This is a genomic window from Kribbella pratensis, assembly GCF_004365355.1.
Taxonomy (GTDB): domain Bacteria; phylum Actinomycetota; class Actinomycetes; order Propionibacteriales; family Kribbellaceae; genus Kribbella.
The window spans coordinates 617,876-640,395 of record NZ_SODP01000003.1; the positions used below are offsets into that span (position 1 = coordinate 617,876).

The following is a 22,520-nucleotide window of genomic DNA, read 5'->3' on the forward strand; positions in this document are numbered from 1 at the left end:
TCAGGCATCACTCGACGGGGGTGGGGGAGCCGGTTCGCTTGTTCGGGGTTGGTTTGCGTGGCAGGCTGGTTTGGTTTGTTCAGCGGGCGGAAGGGGATTGTCATGCGGTTTCATCATGAGCGGGAGGCTGCGGGCGATCTGACCTTCAGTGATGTGTTCCTCGTGCCGAATCGGTCCGGGGTCGCGTCGCGGCTGGATGTGGATCTGTCGACGGGGGACGGGAGCGGGGCTTCGATTCCGGTGGTCGCCGCGAATATGACTGCTGTGTCGGGGCGGCGGATGGCGGAGACCATGGCCCGGGGTGGCGGCCTGGCGGTTATTCCGCAGGACATTCCGGTCGATGTCGTGGCCGACGTGGTCGGTTGGGTGAAGAGCCGGGATCCGGTGCATGACACCGCGTTGACGCTGCCGCCGACCGGGACTGTCGGCGAGGCCTTGAACCTGTTGCCGAAGCGGAATCACGGCGCGGTCGTGGTTGTCGATCACGGGCGGCCGGTCGGGGTTGTGACCGAGGCGGACTGTGTTGGAGTGGATCGGTTCACGCAGCTTGAGGGGATCATGTCCCGGGAGTTGCTGACGTTGCCGCAGGGGATCGACCCGGAGGCCGCGTTCAACCAACTGCACGACGGGCGGCACCGGCTTGCTCCGGTGGTGGATGCGAACGACCAGATCGTCGGCATCCTGACTCGGCAGCGCGCGCTTCGCGCCACCCTGTACGAGCCGGCGCTGGATGCGAACGGCAAGCTGCGGATCGCCGCCGCGATCGGGATCAACGGGGACGCCGAGCAGAAGGCGAAGGCGTTGCTCGACGTCGGAGTCGACGTACTCGTGATCGACACCGCGCACGGGCATCAGGAGCGGATGCTCGAGGTCGTCGAGCGGGTTCGCGCGCTGGGTCCGACGGTGCCGATCGTGGCCGGCAACGTGGTCACGGCCGAGGGCGTCACGGATCTCGTCAACGCGGGCGCCGACATCGTGAAGGTCGGCGTCGGGCCGGGCGCGATGTGTACGACGCGGATGCAGACGGCGGTCGGTCGTCCGCAGTTCTCCGCCGTACTCGAATGTGCGACGCGGGCCCGTGAGCTCGGCAAGCATGTCTGGGCGGACGGCGGCGTACGGTATCCGCGCGATGTCGCGCTCGCGCTGGCGGCCGGCGCGTCGAGCGTGATGATCGGCTCGTGGTTCGCCGGCACGTACGAGTCGCCCGGCGACCCGCACCGCGACAGCCAGGGCCGGATCTACAAGGAGAGCTTCGGGATGGCGTCCGCGCGGGCGGTGCGGTCCCGGACGGCCGACGACACTCCGTTCCAGCGGGCCCGGAAGAGCATCTTCGAGGAGGGCATCTCGACCGCCCGGATGTACCTCGACCCGGAGAGCCCGAGTGTCGAGGACGTGCTGGACTCGATCGTCTCCGGCGTCCGCAGTTCCTGCACGTACGTCGGTGCCGCGAACCTCGCCGAGTTCCACGAGCGCGCCGTGATCGGGCTGCAGACCGCCGCCGGATACGCCGAGGGGAAGCCGCTCGACACGAGCTGGTAGCTGTAATCGTATACATCCGATCTCACCCCCGGGATGAGATTGAGGGCACAACAAGATCATGCGGCGGGCGATGGCCACCGTCGGCGTTCGGTGGCACCGTGTAGTCAGCGGGGGGAGGAAGGGACACCGGGACGACCGTCGGGGGGTCGCCGATCTCGCAGGGGGCGTGGGATCGATCGACGCGGGGGCTCAACAGTTACCGGTGTTCCGCTCGTGGTCGCGGGTGGTGCAGGAGGGCTCGGCCGAGGCTTGGGAGGGCGACTCGGGAGCTCACACTCACCGCCCGCGACCGCCGTCCAGTCACACCGTCCGGCTACCGGATCACGGGCATCGCTTGGCAAGTCGCGGGTACAGCGGCATAGTCAAGGGATCGATGCTGCCGTGCTGGGTGGGGAGCCGACGTTGTGGAGTCAGACAAGGGCGCCCCGCTGCGGGTTGACGCAGAGACCGCGATCATCCTGCGCGAGGCCTACCACAAGATCGAAGCGCTGTTCCGTTCCGACCACTACGGCCTGTACGACTACGTCCGGGTCGTAGCCGGGAAGGTCGCGCGCGTCGACGCGTTCTTCGTCGGGTTCCTGCAGGGCAGCAACCGGGTGCGGTACCCGTACGGCTACGACAAGGGTCACTTCGTCAGTCCGGACAGCCACAACTTCGGGCCGAACGGGCAGACCGCGTGGCTCGTCAAGCACCGGCAGACGTACCGGTTCGCCTACGACAACGGATTCGCGCTGCATGCCGGCATACCGGTGGGGGACGTGGGCCGGCGGTCGGAGGACGTGGTCACCGTGCCGATCTTCCGGCCGTCGAAGGACGGCCCCGACCAGCTCTTCGGCCTGTTGTCGATGCAGAGCTACGAGCCCAAGTCGTACGACGACAACGCAATACGAGCGTTTGAGTGGTTGTGTGCCGTCGTGGAGCGTGTGCTCACCCGCGAAGGCGAGGACCGGGAGGCCTTGCGCCGGCTGCCCGCGGGTGATGTCGGGCCGAACCTGCTGACGTCCGACCACGTGATGGAGTACCTGACGCACCGGGTCGCGTCGATCCGCGAGATCGCGGCCGAGGCGGAGAACGAGCCCGATCTGACTGCCGGCGTACGGACGTATCTCGACCGGATCATCGACGCGACCGAGCACATCCAGTCCGAGTTGATCGAGATGCTGATGGAGACCGACGAGGGACCTGAGCGTCGGTTCACCAGTCTGACCAAGGCGCAGCAGGCGGTCGCCATACTCCTCGCCGACGGTCTCGACAACGACCAGCTGGCCGCGGAGCTCGGCATCAGCCTCAACACGGTGAAGACCCACCTGAGCGCGATTCTCCGCAAGTACGGTCTGCGGAGCCGCGCCCAGGTGAGCGACGATGTCCGGAAGTACCTGGCACGCTGAACCGGCGGCCGCTTCTGTAACGGCTAGTAGGAGCGGGCGACGTACGCGATCAGGCCGGGTTCGGCGTCGTCCAGGGGCAGGGTGCCGTCCGGGCGTTGGAGGCAACGGACCGTGACACCGGACTCGGCCAGGCGGTCCTCGCCCTCTTCACCGATTGCGTCGTACGGCAGGCTGGCCCAACCCGACGCGGCTGCTTCCACCGCCTCGTCGACAGTCGACACCGCGGTGGTGCGTGCGGTGTGGCGAGCCGTCGCTTCCTCCAGCAGATGCGCCTGGTCGGTGCCGATCGCGTCGACGACGGTTGACGTGAGCTCGGCGAGGTTGACGGCGGTCTTGGTCGAGTCGCGGAGGCGGCGTACGACGGTTGCCACCTCTGCGGCCAGATCGCGCGGGCCGAGCTCGATGCGGATCGGGACGCCCTTGAGCTCCCAGTTGACCGCGCGGCGGCCGAACGGCTGATCGGTGCGATCGTCGACCGTGACCCGCAGGCCGGCAGCTTCGAGGTCTTTGGCGATGCGTTGAGCAGCGTCGATCGTTTCGTCTCTTACCGCTAGTACGACGACCTGGATCGGGGCGACTGCCGGCGGGATGCGGAGTCCGGCGTCGTCGCCGTGCACCATGATGAGGCCGCCGACCATGCGGGTGGTGCTGCCCCAGGAGGTGGTCCAGGCGAGTTCGCGCCGGCCGTCGCTCGACAGGTAGTCGATGTCGAAGGCGCGGGCGAAGTTCTGGCCGAGTTCGTGGGACGTGCACATCTGCAGGGCCTTGCCGTCGCCGGTCATCGCTTCGAGCGTCATGGTGTTGATGGCGCCGGCGAAGCGTTCGCGGCGGGTCTTGCGGCCCACGGTGACCGGGATCGCGAGAACGTTGACCATGACGTCGCGATAGACGTCGTACAGGATCTTGGTCGCGTACGCGCGGGCGTCCTCGAAGGTGGCGTGGGCGGTGTGGCCCTCCTGCCAGAGGAACTCGGTGGTGCGCAGGAACAGGCGTGGGCGCAGCTCCCAGCGGACCGCGTTGGCCCACTGGTTGAGGAGCAGCGGGAGGTCGCGGTAGCTCTGGATCCACTTCCCCATGTACTCGCCGATGACGGTTTCCGAGGTCGGGCGGATGACGGCCGGTTCCTCGAGTTGCTTGCCGCCGGCATGCGTCACTACGGCGAGCTCGGGGCTGAAGCCTTCGACGTGCTCGGCTTCGCGCTGGAGGTAGCTCTCGGGGATCAGCAGCGGGAAGTAGGCGTTCGCGGCGCCGGTTGCCTTGATCCGGCGGTTCATTGCCTCCTGCAACTGTTCCCAGATCCCGTACCCATACGGTCGCACGACCATGGTCCCCCGCACCGGCCCGTTGTCGGCGAGCTCGGCTTTGGCAATCACATCCTGGAACCATCGGGGGTAGTCCGCTGCTTGCGAGGCAAGCACGGAACGGGTCGTCGTCATGACCGCCAGTCTAGGAACGCGATCGATGGTCCGGCCACGCATTTCCGGCGCGCGCGTTCAGCGGGCTCTCAGGCACTGATGTTCATACGGCTGTGCACCGGTGTTCATCACCGGATCCAAAAGTGGGCTCGTATCCGCTCGTACCTGGAGGAACGCTGTGAGAGTACGTCGTGCGCCTGTGATCTCTGCCTGTCTGGCTCTGGTCGGGCTGGCGGTCGGAATCCCGTCCGCTGCCGCAGACCGGGGACCGCAGACCTACACCTTCGCCGTGATCGGCGACATTCCCTACGGCCCGGCGCAGATCGCCAGGTTCCCGAAGGTGGTCGACCAGATCAACGCGGACAAGCCGGTCAGGTTGGTCACCCACCTCGGTGACATCAAGGACGGCTCGTCGGTGTGCAGCGACGAGTACTTCGCGCAGGTGAAGACGCAGTTCGACCGGTTCGCCGACCCGTTGGTCTACACCGTCGGCGACAACGAGTGGACCGACTGCCACCGGGCCAACAACGGCAGCTACAACCCGTTGGAGCGGCTCGCGAAGGTCCGGCAGGTGTTCTTCCCGCAGCCGGGCAGGACGCTGGGGCAGCACCCGGCGAAGGTCGAGACCCAGGCGGCGCAGGGCATCCCGGAAGACGTCCGGTTCACCCGAGACGACGTCGCGTTCGCGGCTCTGCACATCGTTGGCAGTAACAACAGTATGGCGCCGTGGACCGGCAAGACCGCGCCGACGCCCGAGCAGGCCGCCGAGGTGCTGAACCGGACGTCGGCCGTGATGCAGAGCATCCACGACACGTTCGCCCAGGCTCGCGACGAGCACAACAAGGCCGTGGTGCTGCTGACCCAGGCCGACATGTTCGATCCGACCGTGACGAATCCGGCCTTCGCGGACTACTACGCGTTCCAGCCGATCGTGCAGGAGATCGCTCGCGAGGCGGCGAACTTCCGCGGCCCGGTGTACCTGTTCAACGGCGACAGCCACGTTTACAACAGCGACAAGCCGCTGGCCGCGAGCTCGCCGTGGACCAAGTTCTACGGCGTCACTACCCCGGCGGAGAACCTGTCGCGTATCACCGTGGACGGCTCGACCGGCGACAACGACTACCTCCGTGTCACGATCGACTCCCACAACCCCGCCGTACTGACCTGGGCGCGGGTGCCGTTCACCTCCTGAAGCTCCTGAAAGCTCCTGAAGCTCCTGAACGCTGAAGCGCCCGGTGCCCACGTGGGGCACCGGGCGCTTCTGTTCTGCCGGGTCAGAGTGACGCGAGCGTGTCGTTCCAGGTCTTCGACGGGCGCATGATTGCGGCCGCCTTCGCCGGGTCGGGCCGGTAGTAGCCGCCGAGGTCTACCGGGTTGCCCTGGACCGCCAGGAGTTCGCCGACGATCGTCTGCTCGTTGGCGGACAGGGACTCGGCCAAGGGCGCGAAAGCCTCGGCCAGGGCGGCGTCGTCGGTCTGCTTGGCCAGTTCCTGGGCCCAGTAGAGGGACAGGTAGAAGTGGCTGCCGCGGTTGTCGATGCCGCCGACCCGGCGGGTGGGGGACTTGTCCTCGTTGAGGAACGTCGCCGTCGCCCGGTCGAGGGTGTCGGCGAGGACCTGGGCGCGAGCGTTGCCGGTTGCCTGGGCCAGGTGCTCGAAGCTCGCGGCCAGCGCGAAGAACTCGCCGAGGCTGTCCCAGCGCAGGTAGTTCTCCTTGACCAACTGCTGTACGTGCTTCGGCGCCGAACCGCCGGCACCGGTCTCGAACAGGCCGCCGCCGGCCATCAGCGGCACGATCGACAGCATCTTCGCCGACGTCCCGAGCTCGAGGATCGGGAACAGGTCGGTCAGGTAGTCACGCAGTACGTTGCCCGTCACCGAGATCGTGTTCTCGCCGCGGCGGATCCGCTCCAGCGAGAACTTGATCGCCTCCACCGGCGCCAGGATGCGGATGTCCAGGCCCTCGGTGTCGTGGTCGAACAGGTACTTCTGCACCTTGGTGATGATCTGCGCGTCGTGCGCCCGCGTCTCGTCCAGCCAGAACACCGCCGGGTCACCGGTCGCGCGGGCCCGGTTGACGGCCAGCTTGACCCAGTCCTGGATCGGCGCGTCCTTCGTCTGGCAGGCGCGGAAGATGTCGCCGGCCGAGGCGGCCTGCTCGAGGACGACGTCGCCGGCCTGGTTCACCAGCCGGACGGTGCCGGTGGTCTGGATCTCGAACGTCTTGTCGTGCGAGCCGTATTCCTCGGCCTTCTGCGCCATCAGGCCGACGTTCGGCACCGAGCCCATCGTGGCCGGGTTGAAGGCGCCGTTCGCGCGGCAGTCGTCGAGGACCGCCTGGTAGATCCCGGAGTAGCTGTGGTCCGGCAGCACGGCGAGGGTGTCGTGCTCCTCGCCGTCCGGGCCCCACATGTGCCCCGACGTCCGGATCATGGCCGGCATCGACGCGTCGACGATGACGTCCGACGGGACGTGCAGGTTGGTGATGCCCTTGTCCGAGTCGACCATCGCGAGCTTCGGGCCGTCGGCGAGCTCGGCGTCGAAGGAGGCCGTGATCTCGGCGCCCTCGGGCAACGTGGCGATGCCGTGCAGGATGCCGCCGAGGCCGTCGTTCGGCGTCAGGCCGGCCTTCGCCAGCACGTCGCCGTACTGCGCGAACGTCTTCGGGAAGAAGGCGCGGACGACGTGGCCGAAGATGATCGGGTCGGAGACCTTCATCATCGTCGCCTTCAGGTGGATCGAGAACAGCACGTCGTCGGCCTTCGCCTGGGCGACCTGCGCGGTCAGGAATTCGCGCAACGCGGCCACGTGCAGGACCGACGCGTCGACGACCTCACCGGCCAGGACCGGGATCGACTCGCGCAGCACGGTGGTCGTCCCGTCGTCGCCGACCAGCTCGATCCGCAGCACGTCGTCGGCCTCGATGACGGCCGACTTCTCGGTCGAGCGGAAGTCGTCGGTGTCCATCGTCGCGACGTTGGTCTTCGACTCCGGCGACCAGGCGCCCATCCGGTGCGGGTGGGTCTTCGCGTAGTTCTTCACCGAGGCGGGCGCACGGCGGTCCGAATTGCCCTCGCGCAGGACCGGGTTCACCGCGGAGCCCTTGATCTTGTCGTAGCGGGCCTGGATCTCCCGCTCCTCGTCGGTCTTCGGCTCGTCCGGGTACTCCGGCAGGGCGTAGCCCTGGGACTGCAGCTCGGCGATCGCGGCCTTCAGCTGCGGGATCGAGGCCGAGACGTTCGGCAGCTTGATGATGTTCGCCTCGGGCGTCTTGGCCAGCTCGCCGAGCTCGGTCAGCGCGTCCGCGATCCGCTGGTCGTCCTTGAGGTACTCCGGGAAGACGGCCAGGATCCGGCCGGCCAGTGAGATGTCCCGGGTCTCCACTCCGACACCGGCCTGGCCGGCGTACGCCTGGACGACAGGGAGGAACGAGTACGTGGCGAGCGCCGGAGCCTCGTCGGTGTGGGTGTAGATGATCGTCGAGTCAGTCACAGGCCCCACCCTAATGGGCCGTCCGGCCGGACCGTCCCCGGCGTGGGCAGGCTCACGCCCCGTGCGGGGCTCGCCTGCGGAGATCAGTCAGTCGAGCTCGTCGGGGTGAGCAAGTGTGATACCGCTCGCCGCGGTCACCGCGCTGGTGAACGCCAACGTGTCGATCGGGGATGCCGCCGCGACCGTCGCACCGGCCAGCGAGGCCAGGCCCTTCGCGCCCTCCCAGGTGCAGTCCACGAAAACCGCCTTGGCTGCCTTGACCTGGGAGAACTCCACTCCGGACAGGTCGCAGTTCCGGAACACCGCCCCGGTCAGGTCCGCGGAGACGAAGTCGGCGTTCTGCAGCCGGCAGTCGGTCAGCTCGACCTTCTGGAACCTCGAGAACCGGAACGACGCGAAGTCGAGCACGCTGTCGCGGATCGTGATGTGCTGGAGGCTGGCGCCGGGGCCGGCGAACCCGATCATGCGGGACGCCGAGATCGCGACCCGGGTCAGCGCGGCGTCGGACCAGCGGGCGTTGGCGATATCGCACTGGGCCAGCTCGGCGTCGACCAGGATCAGCTTCTCCAGGTCGGAACCGGCCAGTTTGCACCGCGTCAGCCGGCAGCCGCTGAGCTCGACGTGCTCGGCCTCTTGGTCGCTGAGGTCGATGTCCTCCAGCGCCAGGTCGAGCAGCCGCTCCTCGTCGTCCAGCTCGGTCAGGTCAGCCGCGTCGAGGTTGGACCGGAGGCGGGGTACGGCGATCTTCACGCCAATGACCGTAGCCGGGATTGCCGACACTCGGCGGATCTCCCGCACTGACCAACTGGCCGTCGGCTGCCCGGCTCACGCGCGGCGGACGGCCCGAGCGGGCCGCGGGTCGGGGTTGGTCAGTGGTGCAGGTCCGCCTTCACGCGCGGAGGTAGTGGGCGGCTGCGCCGATCAGGGCGGAGTGTTCGGTGTCCTTGGTTGCGGAGACCGGGAAGTCGAGCGACGACGCCACCAGGTCGAAGGCTCCTGAGATCGAGCCGCCCAGGACTGTGTGGGTTACGCCGAAGCGTTCGAGCCAGGGGGTCAAGGCGGTGGCGAGGTGGGTGAAGGCGGTGACCAGGACGTCACGGGCACCGGCGTCGCCGGCTCGGGCCTGGTCGGCGATCTCCTTGACGCCGGGAGCCTCGGCGCCGGTGCGGTCCGCATAGGCGCCGAGGATCGCGCGGGCGGAGATCGAGTCCTCGAGCGGCTTCCCGGCGTACGTCGTCTTGTAGAGCTCGCCGCCCGGCGGGACGGTGTCGCCCTCGCGGACCACCCGGCCGTCGGCGAGGAACGCCGTACCGATGCCGGTGCCGATCGTGACGCCGAGGCAGCGGTCGACGCCGCGGACCTCGCCCGCCGTCCACTCACCGACCGTGAACGCCTCCGCGTCGTTCACGAACAGGAGCCGGTCGATCCCGAGCTCGGCGCTCAACGCCGCGCCGAGGTTGAACCCGTACAGCTGGTCGAACTTGCCCTGCCCGCGGTACCACGCCACGCCCGTACCGAAGTCGAACGGACCGGGCAGCGCGATCGCCAGACCGTTTGCCAGCGGCAACTTCCGCGCAGTGTCCGCAAGCTGCCCGACCACCACCTCGGCGGCGGCCTGCGACTCGAGCTCGGCCCGGTCCACCTCCGTCACGTCCCACGTCGCCGGCCTGACCACGGCCGCCGTGACGTGACTCCCCCCGATCTCCAGCACCGCTACGTCCATCCGGACATCATCGCAAAGAGTCAGTACCGCTCCTTGAACACCTGCTTCCCGGAGCGGTCGTACATCGTGATGTAGATCGGGTCGACGTTCCCCGTCCTGATGTCGTCGGTGTACACGCGGTGGACCCAGTAGCCGTCCTTGATCGTGGCGTTCGCATGCTGACCGAGGCCCGAGAACGCGATCCGGGTGACTCCCTCCGGCACCCGGCCCGCGTAGCTGTACCGCACCCCCGTGCACGGCATCGTCCGGTTGTCCCGATCGACCGGATCATCGCCGCACCCCATGCTCCAGTAGCGCTGGATCTGGTACGGGCGCGTGACGATGCCGACGTTGAGCAGCGTCGCGCCGAAACCACCCAAGGGCCGGCCGAGCATCGGTACGCCGGCCACGCAGTACGCGTACTGCGACCCGTCCGGCGAGCGTCGTACCGTCATCGCGCCGTCGGCGTCGGTCACTTCGACGACCTTGTCGGTCCAGCTGCTGACCACCTGCTGCCGCCACGCGTCGTCGTTCGCGGTCCGGAAGAAGTCATCGGACTTGGCGCACAGATCGGTGACCATCTTCGGCTGGGCTGTTGTCGCCGGCTGCGGCGCGGGCCGCGTAGTACCGAGATGGCCGACCAGCAGTACGGCGATGACCGCGGTCGCCGCCGTGGCAGCCGTCGCGGCCGAGATCACGATGCGGCGGACACGAGTGCGGTGCCGTGCAGCGGCGACCAGATCTGCCACGTCCGGCGTGAACGTGGCGGGACGGTCGGCGGCCTGGTCCAGCAAGGTCTTCAGTTCGTTGGTCATCTCAACCCTTCACGGCCAGGTCGGAAAGCTCGGCGAGGGCCGGATGCGTGCGCAGTTTCTCCAAGGCGCGCAGCGTCTGGCTCTTCACGGTCCCGGGGCGGCAATCGAGGGCGGCGGCGGTTTCCTCGACGGACAGTTCGTCGAAGTAGCGCAGTACGACGCAAGCGCGCTGGCGGGGCGGGAGCTCGGCCAGGGCCTTAGTGATCACAAGGCGGTTCTCGAGGACGCCGAGCGGGTCGGCGGGGTCGGTCTCATGGGCGAAGTAGTCGTCACCACCGACGATCTCCTGGCTGGATTTGCGGCGCAGCGCGTCGAGGGTGGTCGAGACCACGACCTTCCGCGCGTAGGCACCGACAGCGCCTTTGCGCTGGATCCGCCCCCAGACGCGATACAGCCGGATGAGAGCTTCCTGGGTCGCGTCCTCTGCCCGGCGCCAGTCGCCGCACAGGAGGTAAGCGGTCCGGCACAGCGCGTTGGCCTGGTGCGTGACGAACTCGACGTAGTCCTGCTCGGTCTCCGGTCTCACCCGTGGCACTCCCCAGTCATGCCGGGTCAAACGTGGTGGGCCCACCGACTGGTTGCACCGATCCGGCAAGAATCTTTTCTCATGGTCGGCGCTCCCCGGGTCAGTACCGAGGGAACCCGGACCCGTTCCTGTCCGTAGAGTGACTGGAGCGAGGGGAACGACATGCCGACCGAGAGCAGGACGACGTCCGTGGTCGCGGCGCTGAGCGTCGCGGTGGCGGTAGTCGGCCACGTGCTCGTGGGCGGCGGTGGTGTGCCCCTCGGCGTCGTAGCTCCGTTGGCGGCGCTGGCCGGGGTGTGCTGGCTGCTGGGGGAGTACCTCGCCGGGGAACGGTTGCTGACGGCACTCGTCCTGGCCGCGGTGCAGCTGTTCGTGCACGTCACGCTGGACTCGGCGAGCATGCACGACGGTATGGCGATGCCGCCGGGTGTCGGCTCCAGCTTGATGATGACCGGCACGCACCTCTCGGTCCTGCTGGCCGGCGTACTCGCGGTCAGCCGGGCCCGGCGTTGGATCACGCGCGTCGTTCGCATCGTCGCCCGGTTCCTTCCCCAGCTTCCGGTTCTGCATCCGGTGCCGGGACCCGCCCGCAGGTTCGTCGTGGTGTCCGCGCCGGTGCGGCTCGCCGCGTCCTGGCGCGAGTCGAACGTTTCCCGCCGCGGACCTCCCGGCGTACGAGTGATCGCTGCTGTCTGAACCGGCCCACGGGCCGGATTACTCGTATGCCTGGAAAGGTTCTCTCATGCCCAAGAGATTCGTCCTGCGCGCCGGCGCGATCGTCGCGGCGTCCGCGCTGGTCGTGATCGGCGCCGCGGGATCGGCGTCCGCGCACGTCACGGTGTCCTCGCCGGACGCCAAGCCCGGCGGGTACGCGAAGCTGGTCTTCCGCGTCCCGACCGAGTCCGACAACACCAGCACCACCAAGCTCGTCGTCAGCCTGCCCAAGGACCATCCGTTCGCGTCCGTCGGCGCGCAGGTGAAGGACGGCTGGAAGGTGGAGAAGAAGGAAGAGAAGCTGCCGGCGGAGGTCAAGGTCGGCGACGTGACGCTGACCAAGGCGATCACCACGGTCACCTGGACGGCGACCGCGGGCGGCATCCCGGCGAACGACTTCGACGAGTTCGCGTTGTCGGTCGGCAAGCTGCCGGAGGGGGTCGACTCACTGAGCTTCCCCGCGGTCCAGACCTACAGCGACGGTGAGGTGGTGAAGTGGGCCGACGTCGCCAAGGACGGTGCGGACGAGCCCGAGCACCCGGCGCCGACGCTGAAGCTGGCGGCTGCTCTCACTCCGGTGGCGGCGACGACGTCCGAAGGTACGTCGGACACGTTGGCACGCTGGCTCGGCGGCGCCGGGCTGCTCGTCGGACTGCTCGGCCTGGCCTTCGGGCTGCGGCCCCGACGTCCTGCCGCTACTCCGGCTTCCGTGGAGAAGCAGTAGCCGTGCGTCGACTGATCGCAATTCTGGTGGCGTCGCTGTTCACGCTGGTGGTTTCCACCGGCGTGGCGGCGGCGCACGCCAAACTCGAGTCCATGACGCCGACGGACGGTTCGTCGATGGCCGCGCCGCCGACGAAGGTGATCCTGACCTTCAACGAACCGGTCGGCTCGAACGGGACGCAGGTGCAGGTCAAGTCGCCCAGCGGTACCAACGTCGCGAACGGTGACGCCGAGGTGGTCGACAACACGGTCACCCAGCCGGTCGGCGCGATGATCGAGGCCGGGAAGTACACCGTCGAGGCCCGGGTCGTGTCGGCCGACGGGCACCCGATCACGATCTCGGGAGCGTTCACGGTCACGCACGCCGGTCATCCCGCAACGCAACCGGCCGGCACGCCGGCGGCCCCCGAGGGCAACGGCAATGTGGTCACGATCGTCGCGATGTGCCTGGTGATGCTGGTGGTCGTGGCGCTCGCGATCGTCATCGTCCGTCGGCGCCCGGCGGACTGATGAGCGAACCTCTGCCGCGCGGCGCCGTCCGCCCCGAGGGGCGGGCCGGCTGGCTCATCCTGGGGATGGTTGCCTCCGGCATCGTCGTGATGGTGGCGGCGTTGTATGCCGCGGGTGGCGCGCCGAGGCGAGCCGTGGACGGGTTGCTCGGCGCCGGCCTCGGTGTGTCCTGGGCCGTTCCGGTACTGCGATTCGTCGCCGACGCGGCCGCCGTGGCCACCGGCGGCGCCGTGCTCGCCGTACTGCTGTTTCTGCCCGCGGACGGCGGAAAGCTTGGCAATAAGGCGATTCGGGCCTGCCAGGACGCGGCGTTGGCGGCCGGGATCTGGGCGGTGGCAAGCATCGGTGGGTTGATCGCCACGGCGACGGTGATTCTTGGCATACCGCTGTCGCACCTTGCGGAGCATGCCGAGCCGGCAGGTCAGCTCACGCAAGTGCGTGCGCTGGCGGTTGCCGTCGTACTGACCGCTGTGTTGGCTGTTGTGTTGAGCGGTGTGAAGACGTTGCGCGGTGCGCGGCTTGCCGCCGTACTCACGGTCGCCGCTCTGATCGGACCGCTGCTGACCGGCCACGGTGCGCTCGATCGGACGAGCGCCTGGTCCGTTCTCGCCACGACCTCGCTGGTCGTGCACGTTGTCGCCGCGACCGCGTGGGTCGGCGGACTGGGCGCCGTACTGCGGTATTCGCGTTCGCGTCAGGCTGTCGAGGTGTTCAGCACGGTCGCCCTGGTGTGTGCGGTGACGATGGGGATCACGGGCCTGCTGACAGCCGAGATCCACCTCGGTGGCCGGCAGGACGGCTGGGGTCTGATCACGCAATGGGTGACGAGCGGGTACGGCGCCTTGGTGCTGGGGAAGACGCTGGCGTTCGCGACGCTCGTCATCATCGGGCAGCTGCACCGGCAGAGCACGCTGCCGCAGTTGGAGGCGGGTGATCCGGTCGCGTTCCGGCGGCTCGCCGTACTCGAACTGCTCGTGATGGCTGGCACCATCGGCCTTGCGGTTGCCTTGTCACGCACGCCGTAGCGGACTCGATGACATGTCAACAGATATCCGTACACTGTGTGCATGGGTGAACCGCAGTGGCTCGATCAGCGTGAGGCGCGGCTCTGGCAGTCGTACCGGGACACGCACCGCGAGCTGATGCGCGCGCTCGAGGCGCGGATGATCAGCAATTCCGGCCTGTCCGGCGCCGACTACGCCCTGCTCCACCCGTTGTCGGAGGCGGAGGACGGCGTACTCCGGACCCGCGACCTCGGCCGCTCGGTCGGGTGGGAACGCAGCCGCCTGTCCCACCAGGTCAGCCGGATGGAGAAACGCGGCCTGGTCTGCCGCGAGGAATGCACCGCCGACGCCCGCGGCTCGATGGTCCGCCTCACCGACCTCGGCCGCAAAGCCGTCGACGCCGCCGCCCCCGACCACGTCGCCGCCGTCCGCACCTACTTCTTCAACCGCCTCACCGCCGACGAGCAAGCCCAACTCACCACCCTCCTCAACCGCATAGCCGCCGCCCTCCCACCCACCTACCCCACCCCCGACTGCGACGAGTAGCAGGGCTTACGGAGCGGCTGGGACCCTCGGTCAGTGCGTGCCGGTCCAGACCCGGCGAACCTTCTGCGCGAACGTCTTCGGTGTCAGTTCGTCCTGGATGGCGAGAACGTAGGACATCGGCGAGGCTTCTCGCTTGACGCGTCGTGCTTCGCCGACCTGCCACCAGGCGGCGCCGACCGCGAGAGCCGCTCCGACCGACTGCCCGATGACCGTGCCCGCCAAGCCTGAAGTGTCAAGAAGGTTCCCGGCGATTGGCGGCGCGGCAAGCGAGCCGCTCACCAACATCGCGCGAGCCGGCTCGATCCTGTTCAGTTGAAGCCCGCGTTCAAGGTCGCGCAGTGGCGCCTCGATGCTGCGCTGGACATGGTTTGCCACTGCGTCGAGCCGACGCTGTTCTGTCTGCAACGCTGCAACCTCTTCGAGTTCGGCCTCGGCCGCCTCGACGTGCTCACGGAAGCGTTGCAGCTCCGGTGCTAAGGCCTCTCTGCATTCGAGGATTCGTCGCGCCGGGATCGCGCTGAGGTTCTTCGGACGAATGTATTGCAGCGCGAGCATCATGTACCGCGAGCTGACCTCCTCGCCTCGTGCAGCACGGGCTGAGCCGGTGAGCAGGTGGAGAACGGCGGCAACGTCCGCGCTCGGGGCCGAGGTACGAGATTCCGCCTGATCGGTCAGTGGCAGCATCCCGTCGAGCTGCCCGATCTGCATTGCGAGTGCTGTCATGTAGGCACCGCCGAGCGCCGGATGCATCCCGATCCATGCGCCGTCATCCCCGTCGTGGTGTTGTGCCGGTTGCGGTCGCCCCTGAACGGCCAGACCTGCATCGACGAGGCGTTTGATCAGACCGGGCCAGAACTTCTTGGCGTGGATCCAGGCCAGTTGCGGGTACTGCGCCGTGTTGCCGACGCCGTCGGACCAGATGCTGGTTCCGTCGAAGGCCTCGTTCGCGCGCTCCAAGCCGTACGCCGATTGCAGTACTTCGAGGTTGTCCTCGATCGCGCGGACCAGATCGATCGTCAGGCCGTCGAGATAATGCTGCGGATCAACGCTCCGGAAGACATCGGCATCGCCGAACTCGCGGGCGGTGTCGCTATCTCGCGTCAGGTAGTACTGCGGCGCGATGCGGTAGAGCTGCGGCCAGTACAGCGCCGCGAGCTTCAACCAGTCGTCGTCGCGGACATGGATGAATGGGAAATACAGCCCAGCGTCGCGCATTGGTCCCCCTGGATTGCTCTCCAGCCCTGCACGGACGGTACACCCGGCGTACGGCGCCTGTCGTCAGTTCCCGCCCGCCGCGGAGGACACGCCGTCACGGAGAGCGATCGGTGGTCGCCCTCGGAAGAATGATCGGGTCGGGTTCGGATGCGCGCTGGATTTGACGATCGTTTTCACTAACGTGAGGATGTGTCGTGTCCGAGGCCGCTGTTGACGATCGGTGTGGTCGCGGCTTGGGGATCTTGCTGCTCAGTCACGATCTCGACCTCGTGCGGGCGCTTGCAACCCGGGTCGTGGTGCTGGACGCCGGCCGAGCGGTCGGCGACGTGCTGCCGGCGTCGTCCGAGCTGTCGCCGCCGGGAACCTCGACCGGCGGGCATCCGTTGCTAGAGGCAATGAACCTGTCAGCTTCGCCGCGGCCGCCCGGATCGGCAACTCGCACGCTCCGCCCGTGCTGACCCTCGACACCGGATCTGACCCAAGGAGCGAACCGCGCCGATGACGCGACTGCACGACCATCTGGCGGAGGCCATCAAAGATCCCGATCCGATCCGGGTCCCTTCCTCCTCAGGGGACGATCTGATCTGCCTGCGGTTCGAGACCATGAAGGTGTACTCCGCGCTCGGCGCCGTCCGCCACCTGCTCGAGACCGGGCGGGTACGGCGTGGTGACACGCTGATCGACTCCTCGAGCGGGATCTACGCGCACGCGCTCGCGCTCGCCTGTCACCGGTACGGGATGAACTGCCACATCGTCGGCTCGACCACGGTCGACCGGACCCTGAAGATCCAGCTCGAGATCCTCGGCGCGACCGTCGAGCAGGTGCCCCCGTCGAACAACCTGCAGCTCGACCAGAACCTCCGGGTACGCCGGATCCAGGAGATCCTGCGCGACAACCCGACGTACCACTGGATGCAGCAGTATCACGACGACATCCACTACCTCGGGTACCGCGCGGTCGCGGATCTCGTCGCGGAGGTGGTGCCGGACGGACCGCTCTGTCTGGTCGGCGGCGTGGGTACGGGCGCGTCGACCGGCGCGATCGCGGCGTACCTGCGGGACCGTGGGCGCGACGTGAACCTGGTCGGCGTGCAGCCGTTCGGCAGCGTCACGTTCGGGGCCGGGCACACGCAGGATCCGGACATGATCATCGCGGGGATCGGGAGCTCGATCGAGTTCCGCAACGTGCGGCACGAGTTGTACGACCGGCTGCACTGGGTCTCGTTCGACTACGCGATGTCCGCGGCCGTCGATCTGCTCCGGACGTCCGGGGTGTTCGCCGGGCTGTCGGCGGGCGCGGCGTACCTGTCGGCGTTGTGGGAGCACAGATGCGACCGCGGCCGCAAGCACGTGTTCCTGGCCGCCGACACCGGGACGCGGTACGTCGAGTCCGCTTTTGCCCGCCATGCCGAGGCGCGACCGATGGCGTCGATGCGACCGCTCGAGATCGACTCGCTCGACGACCTCTCGGTGCCGTGGTCGGCCATGTCGTGGGACCGCCGGCACGTCGGCATTGGTCAGACGCGAGGAGTTTCACACCCTGAAAGGCTGGCCGAGCTGCCATGACCGTTGCTGACCTGACCGCCGCTGTCCTCGCCGGTTCGCCTTCGCCGGCGAACTTCAACGTCACCAGCGCCTTCTGGCTGCATCACACCACCCGGCTTCCGGGCGCCGACGTCACCTATCGCAACTACTACGTCTTGTTGCGGGTCGGCGAGGTCTTCGGCGCATGCTCGTTCGAGGCCGGGGAGTTGGACCCGTCGTACTGCGCGGACACCTCCGGGCGGACGCTGGCCGACGTACTCACGTCCGACGATCCGCTCCCGGTGCGGATCGCGGCGCTGGATGCCTACCTGGCCACGGTCCAGCCGCATCACCTGTCGGAGCAGGCCGAGGAGATCGTCCTCCCGGCCGGTACGCCGGACGTCCGTGCCCGGGCCCGCGACGCCGCCGTCGCAGGTCTGCTGGATGTCGCTGACGGCACCAAGGTTGCGCTGATCGGGGTCGTCAACCCGCTCGTGGACGCGATCACGGCCCGCGGCGGGATCTGCCTGCCGTGCGACTTCAACCTGCGCGAGACGGCGTCGGGTCTGCCGGTGTCCGATGACATGACCGAGGTGATCGACGCGGCGGACGCGGTCGTCGCCACCGGCATGACCCTGTCCAACGGCAGCTTCGACGTCCTCCTCACTCGTTGCCGCGAGCAAGGGAAACCGCTGGCGATCTATGCCCAGACCGGTAGCGCCGTAGCCCGCGCGTTCCTCGGCGACGGCGTCACCGCGCTGTCGGCCGAACCGTTCCCCTTCTCCCAGTTCAGCTCCCGCCCGAGCAGCCTGTATCGCTACCGGACCGATCGATGACCACGTGCCCTCAGAGTGCAGCCCCGGGAGTAGGGGTCAGGATCGGGGATTTTCCGGAGTCCTCACCGAGCCTTTCTCGATATATCGTTCGGTCTTATGGAGAATCTGCCCGACCGCCCGCACCCGCACGCGCACCTGCGGGCGTCCGACACCGATCGTGACCAGGTCGTCGACGTACTGCGGGATGCCCTGATGTCGGGCCGGTTGTCGCAGGACGAGCATGCCGAGCGCCTCGAGCAGACGTTGCAGGCCAGGACGCTGGGCGAGCTCGAGCCGATCACGCGCGACCTCGTCGTACCGGGTCAGGCCCAGCCGGTGCCGCTGCCGATGACGCAGCCGTCGGTCTCCAACAGCCCGGTCCCGATCGAGGAGCCGGCCGACCCGAGCCAGAGCTTCGACACGATGGTGGCGATCTTCGGCGGCGGCGAGCGGACCGGCCGCTGGCGGGTGAAACGGCGTACGAACGCGTTCGCGGTGTTCGGCGGACACGATCTCGACATGACGAATGCGGTCTTCGAGGGTCGCGAGGTGACGATCTACGCGTTCGCGGTGTTCGGCGGGATCGACATCACCGTTCCGGAAGGAGTGACGGTCCGCAACGAGGGCGTCGGCATCTTCGGGGGTTTCGGCGCCCGCGGCAGCGACGACCCGAACCCGAACGCCCCGACCGTCGTGGTGAAGGGCCTCGCGCTGTTCGGCGGCGTCGGCGGCCAGTCGTCGGCCAAGCGGCACGGCAAGAAGAACAAGGGCAAAGGGCACCACGAGCTGCATTAGGGCATGCGGTCCGGGGCGTGGCCTCGTAGCCTGCGGTCATGAGCGACTTCGTCCCGGCCGACTTCGAGGTGCCCCGGGCACTGATCACACCGCGCTTCCGGCTGGAACCGCTCGGCCCGGAGCACAACGTCCCGGATCATGCCGCGTGGACGAGCAGCATCGAGCACATCCGTGCGACGCCGGGCTTCGGTGGCAGTTGGCCGCCGGTCGGCGGGATGACGCTGGAGTCGAATCTCGGGGATCTGCAGCGGCACGCGGAGGACTTCGTGCAGCGCCGCGGCTTCACCTTCACGGTGATCGAGACCGACGGCGACGTGATCGGCTGCGTCTACATCTACCCGTCGCGCAAGAACCCGGGCGTCACCGAAGTACGTTCCTGGGTGAGTGCCGACCGGGCTGAGCTGGATGTTCCGTTGTACGACGCCGTCAGCAGCTGGCTGGCCGCGGACTGGCCGTTCGAGAACGTCGACTACGCGGTCAGATCCACGACTTGAACCACATCCGGCTGAGCCAGTCCGGGTGGGGGAGGACCTTGTCGGTCAGGATCGGCCAGATATAGGCGAAGTTCAGTACGACGAGGACGACGAACGCGCCGACCACCGCGCTGCCGATCAGCCGGCGCGGTGAAGCGCTGCTTATCGCCGTACCGGCCGAACTCGCCACGGTACTCGCCGCAGATCCGACGGCGGCACGGGCCGGCCCGAGGATCTTGCCCAGGATCAGCGCCACCGCCATCACGGTGAACGGGATCATCGTGACGGCGTAGAAGAAGAAGATCGGTCTGTCGTCGAACGCGAACCATGGCACCCAGCAGGTCACGAAGCCCACGATCGGTACGCCGTACCGCCAGTCGCGTGAGCCGATCCAGAAGACCAGCGCCGCGATCAGCGCGAGCGCGCCGCCCCACCACAGCAGCGGCGTACCGAGGGCAGAGATCACCTGCAGGCAGTTGGTCCCGGCGGGGGCGTTGCAGCCCGGCGTACCGGGTTTGATGTCGTTGACCGCGTCGAAGCCGATCGGGCGGGCGATGATCGGCCAGCCGGCCGGGTTCGACTGGTACGGGTGGGTGGCGTGCTTGATGTAGTCGCCGGTGTGGAACGCGAGCACTTCCTTGTGGTACTCGAGCAGTGACCGGAAGTCGTCGGGCACGACCTTCATCACGCCGTGTGCCGGATTGCTCGCAGCCCAGTTGTGGTCGTAGGCGTTGTCGTGCAGCAGCCAGCCGGTCCAGGTCGCGAGGTAGGTGATGCCGGCGACGAGCACCAGGCTGACGAACGCCGGGATGCCGTCGACCAGCGCCGACTTCACGAACGCGAACCGTACGCCGAGGGCGCGTCGGGCGCCGAAGTCCCAGGCGAACGCGAGGACACCGAAGGCGGCGAGCGTCCAGACGGCGGACCACTTCGTGCCGAGCGCCAGGCCGAAGCAGACGCCGGCGGCGATGCGCCACGGGCGGATGAGCAGCCAGCGGCCGATCGTACGACGCGCGCCGTCGGGGGTCGGCGTGTCGAGGGACTCCGCGTGCCGGCGACGTGTCCAGTCACGGTCAGCGACCAGGCAGGAGACCGCTGCCACCAGCCAGAACGCGAGGAAGATGTCGAGGAGCGCGACCCGGGACATGACGAAGTGCAGGCCGTCGACGGCGAGCAGCAGGCCGGCGATCGAGCCGATCAGCGTCGAACGCGTCATCCGGCGTACCGTCCGGATCAGCAAGAGGACGGTGAGGGTGCCGAACAGGGCTGGCATGAAGCGCCAGCCGAACGTGTTCATCCCGAACAGCTGCTCGCCGGCCGCGATCATCCACTTGCCGACCTCGGGGTGCACGGTCAGGCTCGGGGAGGGCTTGAAGACGTCCAGGTTGCCGCTCAGGATCGCCTTGTCGGCGGCGCCCTCGGGCTGGTCGATGAATTGGCGCGCGTACCCGAACTTGAGCAGGCTGAACGCGTCCTTGGCGTAGTACGTCTCGTCGAAGACGAACTTCACCGGCGTACTGAGGTGCCAGAACCGCAGGATGCCGGCCATCAGCGTGATCGCCAGCGTGGCGATCCAGCCGCCGTCGAAGTCCCGCGGCATGGGCGGGTACAGGCGCTCCTTGAGCGGCGGCAGCCGTCTCCCGAGCACGTCCCGCCCGAGCGTCTCCAGCCCCTCGCCGGCGTCGCTACGCCGCGCAGTCCCATCCTCGATCACAGCAGCCACGCCCGCCATCGTACGGACGCCCCGGTACCACCGCCTCCCCGCGGTTGTGGATAACCGGAACCAGCCGCGCCGAACCTCCTACAATCAGTCACATGAGCACGCCACGCGAGGAGCTGCACGCCTTGATCGACGAGCTGCCCGACGAAGCTGCCGCGGAGCTCGTGCCGGACATGCGGGAGATCCTCAAGCACCGCCTCGAGATGCGCCGCCGCCGGGCGACGGAGCCTCGACCGTGGCCGCCGTCGTGGTTCGGCGCCGGCGCAGGAAGCCGTCCGGACGTCGCACGGCAGAGCGAAGAGATCCTGCGAGACGAGCTCGGCCGCAGCGAGTGATCGTCGTCGATACCGGCCCGCTCGTCGCCGCGGTGTTGTCCAACGACGACGACCACCGTGCCTGCGTCGACCTGTTCGCCGCCGCCCACCTCAACCGGGAGCAACTGGTTGTGCCGAGCTTCGTCATACCGGAGGTCTGTTACCTGATCCAGCGCGAGGTCGGTGCGAAAGTGGAAGCCGACTTTGTCGAGTCGCTCGCGGCGGGTGACTTTGCAGTTGCCGAGTGCGACTCGGAGCTCGAGCGCATCGCGGATCTCATGCACAAGTACGCCGACCTGCCGCTGGGGCTAGCGGATGCCTCGGTGGTGGCGGTCGCGGAGGCGCTGGGTGCCCGGGAGGTTGCAACATTGGATCGTCGGCACTTCAGTGTTGTCCGGCCGCGGCACGTCGATGCTTTTACGCTGCTGCCATGACCGGGCGATTGGTGCTGGCGGGGACTCCTATCGGGGATGTTTCTGATGCTTCGGCGCGGTTGGGGCGGGTGCTCGCGGGGGCGGATGTGGTGGCTGCGGAGGATACGCGGCGGTTGCGGCGGTTGACGTCGGAGCTGGGGATCCAGCTGGGTGGGCGGGTCGTCAGTTACTTCGAGGGGAACGAGCGGGAGCGGACGCCGGAGTTGCTGCAGGCGTTGGTCGACGGACAGACCGTGGTGGTGGTGACCGACGCGGGGATGCCCAGCGTGTCGGATCCGGGGTATCGGCTGGTGGCAGCGGCGATCGAGGCTGAGGTCGACGTGACGGCCGTGCCGGGGCCTTCGGCGGTGTTGACGGCGCTGGCGCTGAGCGGGTTGCCGGTGGACCGGTTCACGTTCGAGGGGTTCCTGCCACGCAAGCCGGGGGAGCGCGGGCGGCGGCTCGACGAGCTCAAGGAGGAGCCGCGGACGATGGTCTTCTTCGAGGCGCCGCACCGGCTGACCGCGTCCCTGGAGGCGATGGCCGAGGCGTTCGGCGCGGATCGGCGTACGGCGGTGTGCCGGGAGCTGACCAAGACCTACGAAGAGGTCAGACGCGGTCCCCTCGACGAGCTCGTGACCTGGTCGAAGGACGGTGTCCGCGGCGAGATCACGATCGTCGTGGCCGGCGCCGACCCGCACAAGATCGTCACCGGCGAGGACCTCGCCCGGGAGGTCGCGAAGGACGAGGAAGCGGGTACGCACCGCAAACAAGCGATCGCTGACGTCGCCAAGCGCTTCAACGTCCCGAAACGGACCGTGTACGACGCCGTACTGGCTGCACGAGACTCTGGTAAATAGCATTCGCGCGCCCCACTA

General features: G+C 68.1%; 24 protein-coding genes. 16 read left to right on the forward strand and 8 right to left on the reverse strand.

Annotated features, from left to right (window positions below; genetic code table 11):
* The first annotated feature begins 102 nt into the window (after window positions 1-102).
* Together EV653_RS30765 and EV653_RS30770 are read left to right on the forward strand one after the other, a co-directional pair.
* The gene (locus EV653_RS30765; RefSeq protein ID WP_134107951.1) at window positions 103-1,539 is read left to right on the forward strand and encodes a GuaB1 family IMP dehydrogenase-related protein; all 1,437 of its coding nucleotides are present in this window, start codon (window positions 103-105) and stop codon (window positions 1,537-1,539) included.
* Between the two features lie 404 nt (window positions 1,540-1,943).
* Window positions 1,944-2,927 carry a helix-turn-helix transcriptional regulator gene (locus EV653_RS30770; protein WP_134107953.1) on the forward strand — a complete coding sequence of 328 codons (984 nt, stop codon included), beginning with the start codon at window positions 1,944-1,946 and terminating at the stop codon, window positions 2,925-2,927.
* 23 nt (window positions 2,928-2,950) lie between these two features.
* Here EV653_RS30770 and proS read toward each other — a convergent pair whose 3' ends face one another.
* Window positions 2,951-4,363: a proline--tRNA ligase gene (proS, locus tag EV653_RS30775; protein ID WP_134107955.1), complete on the reverse strand. Its 1,413-nt coding sequence runs from the start codon at window positions 4,361-4,363 to the stop codon at window positions 2,951-2,953.
* Window positions 4,364-4,520: 157 nt separating this feature from the next.
* Here proS and EV653_RS30780 point away from each other — a divergent pair, with 157 nt between their 5' ends.
* Window positions 4,521-5,534 carry a metallophosphoesterase gene (locus EV653_RS30780; protein ID WP_134107957.1) on the forward strand — a complete coding sequence of 338 codons (1,014 nt, stop codon included), beginning with the start codon at window positions 4,521-4,523 and terminating at the stop codon, window positions 5,532-5,534.
* 82 nt (window positions 5,535-5,616) lie between these two features.
* On the opposite strand, the gene EV653_RS30785 is transcribed toward EV653_RS30780, so the two are convergent.
* The 5 genes from EV653_RS30785 to EV653_RS42335 form a co-directional block, all read right to left on the reverse strand.
* Window positions 5,617-7,833, reverse strand: coding sequence for an NADP-dependent isocitrate dehydrogenase (locus EV653_RS30785; RefSeq protein WP_134107959.1), 2,217 nt, complete (start codon window positions 7,831-7,833; stop codon window positions 5,617-5,619).
* A gap of 87 nt (window positions 7,834-7,920) precedes the next feature.
* On the reverse strand, window positions 7,921-8,583 hold the full coding sequence (locus tag EV653_RS30790) for a pentapeptide repeat-containing protein (RefSeq protein WP_238160548.1): 663 nt from the start codon (window positions 8,581-8,583) through the stop codon (window positions 7,921-7,923).
* A gap of 139 nt (window positions 8,584-8,722) precedes the next feature.
* Window positions 8,723-9,556 carry an ROK family protein gene (locus tag EV653_RS30795; protein WP_134107961.1) on the reverse strand — a complete coding sequence of 278 codons (834 nt, stop codon included), beginning with the start codon at window positions 9,554-9,556 and terminating at the stop codon, window positions 8,723-8,725.
* A gap of 20 nt (window positions 9,557-9,576) precedes the next feature.
* The gene (locus EV653_RS30800; protein WP_134107963.1) at window positions 9,577-10,350 is read right to left on the reverse strand and encodes a hypothetical protein; all 774 of its coding nucleotides are present in this window, start codon (window positions 10,348-10,350) and stop codon (window positions 9,577-9,579) included.
* 1 nt (window position 10,351) lies between these two features.
* Complete coding sequence (locus EV653_RS42335) at window positions 10,352-10,876, reverse strand: SigE family RNA polymerase sigma factor (protein ID WP_134107965.1); 525 nt, start codon at window positions 10,874-10,876, stop codon at window positions 10,352-10,354.
* A gap of 162 nt (window positions 10,877-11,038) precedes the next feature.
* Here EV653_RS42335 and EV653_RS42340 point away from each other — a divergent pair, with 162 nt between their 5' ends.
* Genes EV653_RS42340 through EV653_RS30830 form a run of 5 tightly spaced genes read left to right on the forward strand, consistent with a single transcriptional unit; the run spans window position 11,039 to window position 14,373 of the window.
* Entirely contained in the window at window positions 11,039-11,572 is a 534-nt protein-coding gene (locus EV653_RS42340; protein WP_134107967.1) for a hypothetical protein, read from the forward strand.
* A gap of 46 nt (window positions 11,573-11,618) precedes the next feature.
* Window positions 11,619-12,314, forward strand: coding sequence for a YcnI family copper-binding membrane protein (locus EV653_RS30815; protein WP_134107968.1), 696 nt, complete (start codon window positions 11,619-11,621; stop codon window positions 12,312-12,314).
* A 2-nt stretch (window positions 12,315-12,316) separates the two neighbouring features.
* The gene (locus tag EV653_RS30820; protein ID WP_134107970.1) at window positions 12,317-12,823 is read left to right on the forward strand and encodes a copper resistance CopC family protein; all 507 of its coding nucleotides are present in this window, start codon (window positions 12,317-12,319) and stop codon (window positions 12,821-12,823) included.
* Window positions 12,823-13,848, forward strand: a complete 1,026-nt coding sequence (locus EV653_RS30825) for a copper resistance D family protein (protein WP_134107972.1) — start codon at window positions 12,823-12,825, stop codon at window positions 13,846-13,848. Before EV653_RS30820 ends, EV653_RS30825 begins: the two co-directional genes overlap by 1 nt.
* Window positions 13,849-13,890: 42 nt before the next feature.
* Complete coding sequence (locus tag EV653_RS30830) at window positions 13,891-14,373, forward strand: MarR family winged helix-turn-helix transcriptional regulator (RefSeq protein ID WP_134107974.1); 483 nt, start codon at window positions 13,891-13,893, stop codon at window positions 14,371-14,373.
* Between the two features lie 30 nt (window positions 14,374-14,403).
* On the opposite strand, the gene EV653_RS30835 is transcribed toward EV653_RS30830, so the two are convergent.
* Entirely contained in the window at window positions 14,404-15,588 is a 1,185-nt protein-coding gene (locus tag EV653_RS30835; RefSeq protein WP_134107976.1) for a DUF6236 family protein, read from the reverse strand.
* A 194-nt stretch (window positions 15,589-15,782) separates the two neighbouring features.
* On the opposite strand from EV653_RS30835, the gene EV653_RS30840 reads away from it, so the two are divergent.
* The 5 genes from EV653_RS30840 to EV653_RS30860 all read left to right on the forward strand — a co-directional run bounded on the left by EV653_RS30840 (window position 15,783) and on the right by EV653_RS30860 (window position 19,216).
* Window positions 15,783-16,046 (forward strand): hypothetical protein, encoded by a 264-nt coding sequence (locus tag EV653_RS30840; protein ID WP_134107978.1) that lies wholly within the window; start codon window positions 15,783-15,785, stop codon window positions 16,044-16,046.
* Between the two features lie 40 nt (window positions 16,047-16,086).
* The gene (locus EV653_RS30845; protein WP_134107980.1) at window positions 16,087-17,154 is read left to right on the forward strand and encodes a pyridoxal-phosphate dependent enzyme; all 1,068 of its coding nucleotides are present in this window, start codon (window positions 16,087-16,089) and stop codon (window positions 17,152-17,154) included.
* Window positions 17,151-17,948: a Rossmann-like domain-containing protein gene (locus tag EV653_RS30850; RefSeq protein WP_134107982.1), complete on the forward strand. Its 798-nt coding sequence runs from the start codon at window positions 17,151-17,153 to the stop codon at window positions 17,946-17,948. The genes EV653_RS30845 and EV653_RS30850 overlap by 4 nt, the downstream gene beginning before the upstream one ends.
* A gap of 96 nt (window positions 17,949-18,044) precedes the next feature.
* A complete protein-coding gene (locus EV653_RS30855) occupies window positions 18,045-18,722 on the forward strand; it encodes a DUF1707 SHOCT-like domain-containing protein (protein ID WP_134107984.1) in 678 nt (225 codons plus the stop codon).
* A gap of 38 nt (window positions 18,723-18,760) precedes the next feature.
* The gene (locus EV653_RS30860) at window positions 18,761-19,216 is read left to right on the forward strand and encodes a GNAT family N-acetyltransferase (protein WP_134107986.1); all 456 of its coding nucleotides are present in this window, start codon (window positions 18,761-18,763) and stop codon (window positions 19,214-19,216) included.
* Here EV653_RS30860 and EV653_RS30865 read toward each other — a convergent pair.
* Window positions 19,200-20,795: a dolichyl-phosphate-mannose--protein mannosyltransferase gene (locus EV653_RS30865; protein WP_370359158.1), complete on the reverse strand. Its 1,596-nt coding sequence runs from the start codon at window positions 20,793-20,795 to the stop codon at window positions 19,200-19,202. The genes EV653_RS30860 and EV653_RS30865 overlap by 17 nt on opposite strands.
* 215 nt (window positions 20,796-21,010) lie before the next feature.
* On the opposite strand from EV653_RS30865, the gene EV653_RS30870 reads away from it, so the two are divergent.
* The 3 genes from EV653_RS30870 to rsmI are packed head-to-tail and all read left to right on the forward strand — an operon-like array spanning window position 21,011 to window position 22,502.
* A complete protein-coding gene (locus tag EV653_RS30870) occupies window positions 21,011-21,250 on the forward strand; it encodes a hypothetical protein (RefSeq protein ID WP_134107990.1) in 240 nt (79 codons plus the stop codon).
* Window positions 21,247-21,663: a type II toxin-antitoxin system VapC family toxin gene (locus tag EV653_RS30875; RefSeq protein ID WP_134107992.1), complete on the forward strand. Its 417-nt coding sequence runs from the start codon at window positions 21,247-21,249 to the stop codon at window positions 21,661-21,663. The genes EV653_RS30870 and EV653_RS30875 overlap by 4 nt, the downstream gene beginning before the upstream one ends.
* Complete coding sequence (gene rsmI, locus EV653_RS30880) at window positions 21,660-22,502, forward strand: 16S rRNA (cytidine(1402)-2'-O)-methyltransferase (protein ID WP_134107994.1); 843 nt, start codon at window positions 21,660-21,662, stop codon at window positions 22,500-22,502. Before EV653_RS30875 ends, rsmI begins: the two co-directional genes overlap by 4 nt.
* Window positions 22,503-22,520: the final 18 nt, after the last annotated feature.

Coding starts and splice junctions, on each gene's coding strand:
- EV653_RS30815 (WP_134107968.1), top strand. CDS start 11,619: ATGCCCAAGAGATTCGTCCTGCGCGCCGGCGCGATCGTCGCGGCGTCC.
- EV653_RS30845 (WP_134107980.1), top strand. CDS start 16,087: ATGACGCGACTGCACGACCATCTGGCGGAGGCCATCAAAGATCCCGAT.
- EV653_RS30800 (WP_134107963.1), bottom strand. CDS start 10,350: ATGACCAACGAACTGAAGACCTTGCTGGACCAGGCCGCCGACCGTCCC.
- proS (WP_134107955.1), bottom strand. CDS start 4,363: ATGACGACGACCCGTTCCGTGCTTGCCTCGCAAGCAGCGGACTACCCC.
- EV653_RS30855 (WP_134107984.1), top strand. CDS start 18,045: ATGGAGAATCTGCCCGACCGCCCGCACCCGCACGCGCACCTGCGGGCG.
- EV653_RS30870 (WP_134107990.1), top strand. CDS start 21,011: ATGAGCACGCCACGCGAGGAGCTGCACGCCTTGATCGACGAGCTGCCC.
- EV653_RS30835 (WP_134107976.1), bottom strand. CDS start 15,588: ATGCGCGACGCTGGGCTGTATTTCCCATTCATCCATGTCCGCGACGAC.
- EV653_RS30865 (WP_370359158.1), bottom strand. CDS start 20,795: ATGCCGCGGGACTTCGACGGCGGCTGGATCGCCACGCTGGCGATCACG.
- EV653_RS30860 (WP_134107986.1), top strand. CDS start 18,761: ATGAGCGACTTCGTCCCGGCCGACTTCGAGGTGCCCCGGGCACTGATC.
- EV653_RS30850 (WP_134107982.1), top strand. CDS start 17,151: ATGACCGTTGCTGACCTGACCGCCGCTGTCCTCGCCGGTTCGCCTTCG.
- EV653_RS42340 (WP_134107967.1), top strand. CDS start 11,039: ATGCCGACCGAGAGCAGGACGACGTCCGTGGTCGCGGCGCTGAGCGTC.
- EV653_RS30765 (WP_134107951.1), top strand. CDS start 103: ATGCGGTTTCATCATGAGCGGGAGGCTGCGGGCGATCTGACCTTCAGT.
- EV653_RS30825 (WP_134107972.1), top strand. CDS start 12,823: ATGAGCGAACCTCTGCCGCGCGGCGCCGTCCGCCCCGAGGGGCGGGCC.
- rsmI (WP_134107994.1), top strand. CDS start 21,660: ATGACCGGGCGATTGGTGCTGGCGGGGACTCCTATCGGGGATGTTTCT.
- EV653_RS30830 (WP_134107974.1), top strand. CDS start 13,891: ATGGGTGAACCGCAGTGGCTCGATCAGCGTGAGGCGCGGCTCTGGCAG.
- EV653_RS30795 (WP_134107961.1), bottom strand. CDS start 9,556: ATGGACGTAGCGGTGCTGGAGATCGGGGGGAGTCACGTCACGGCGGCC.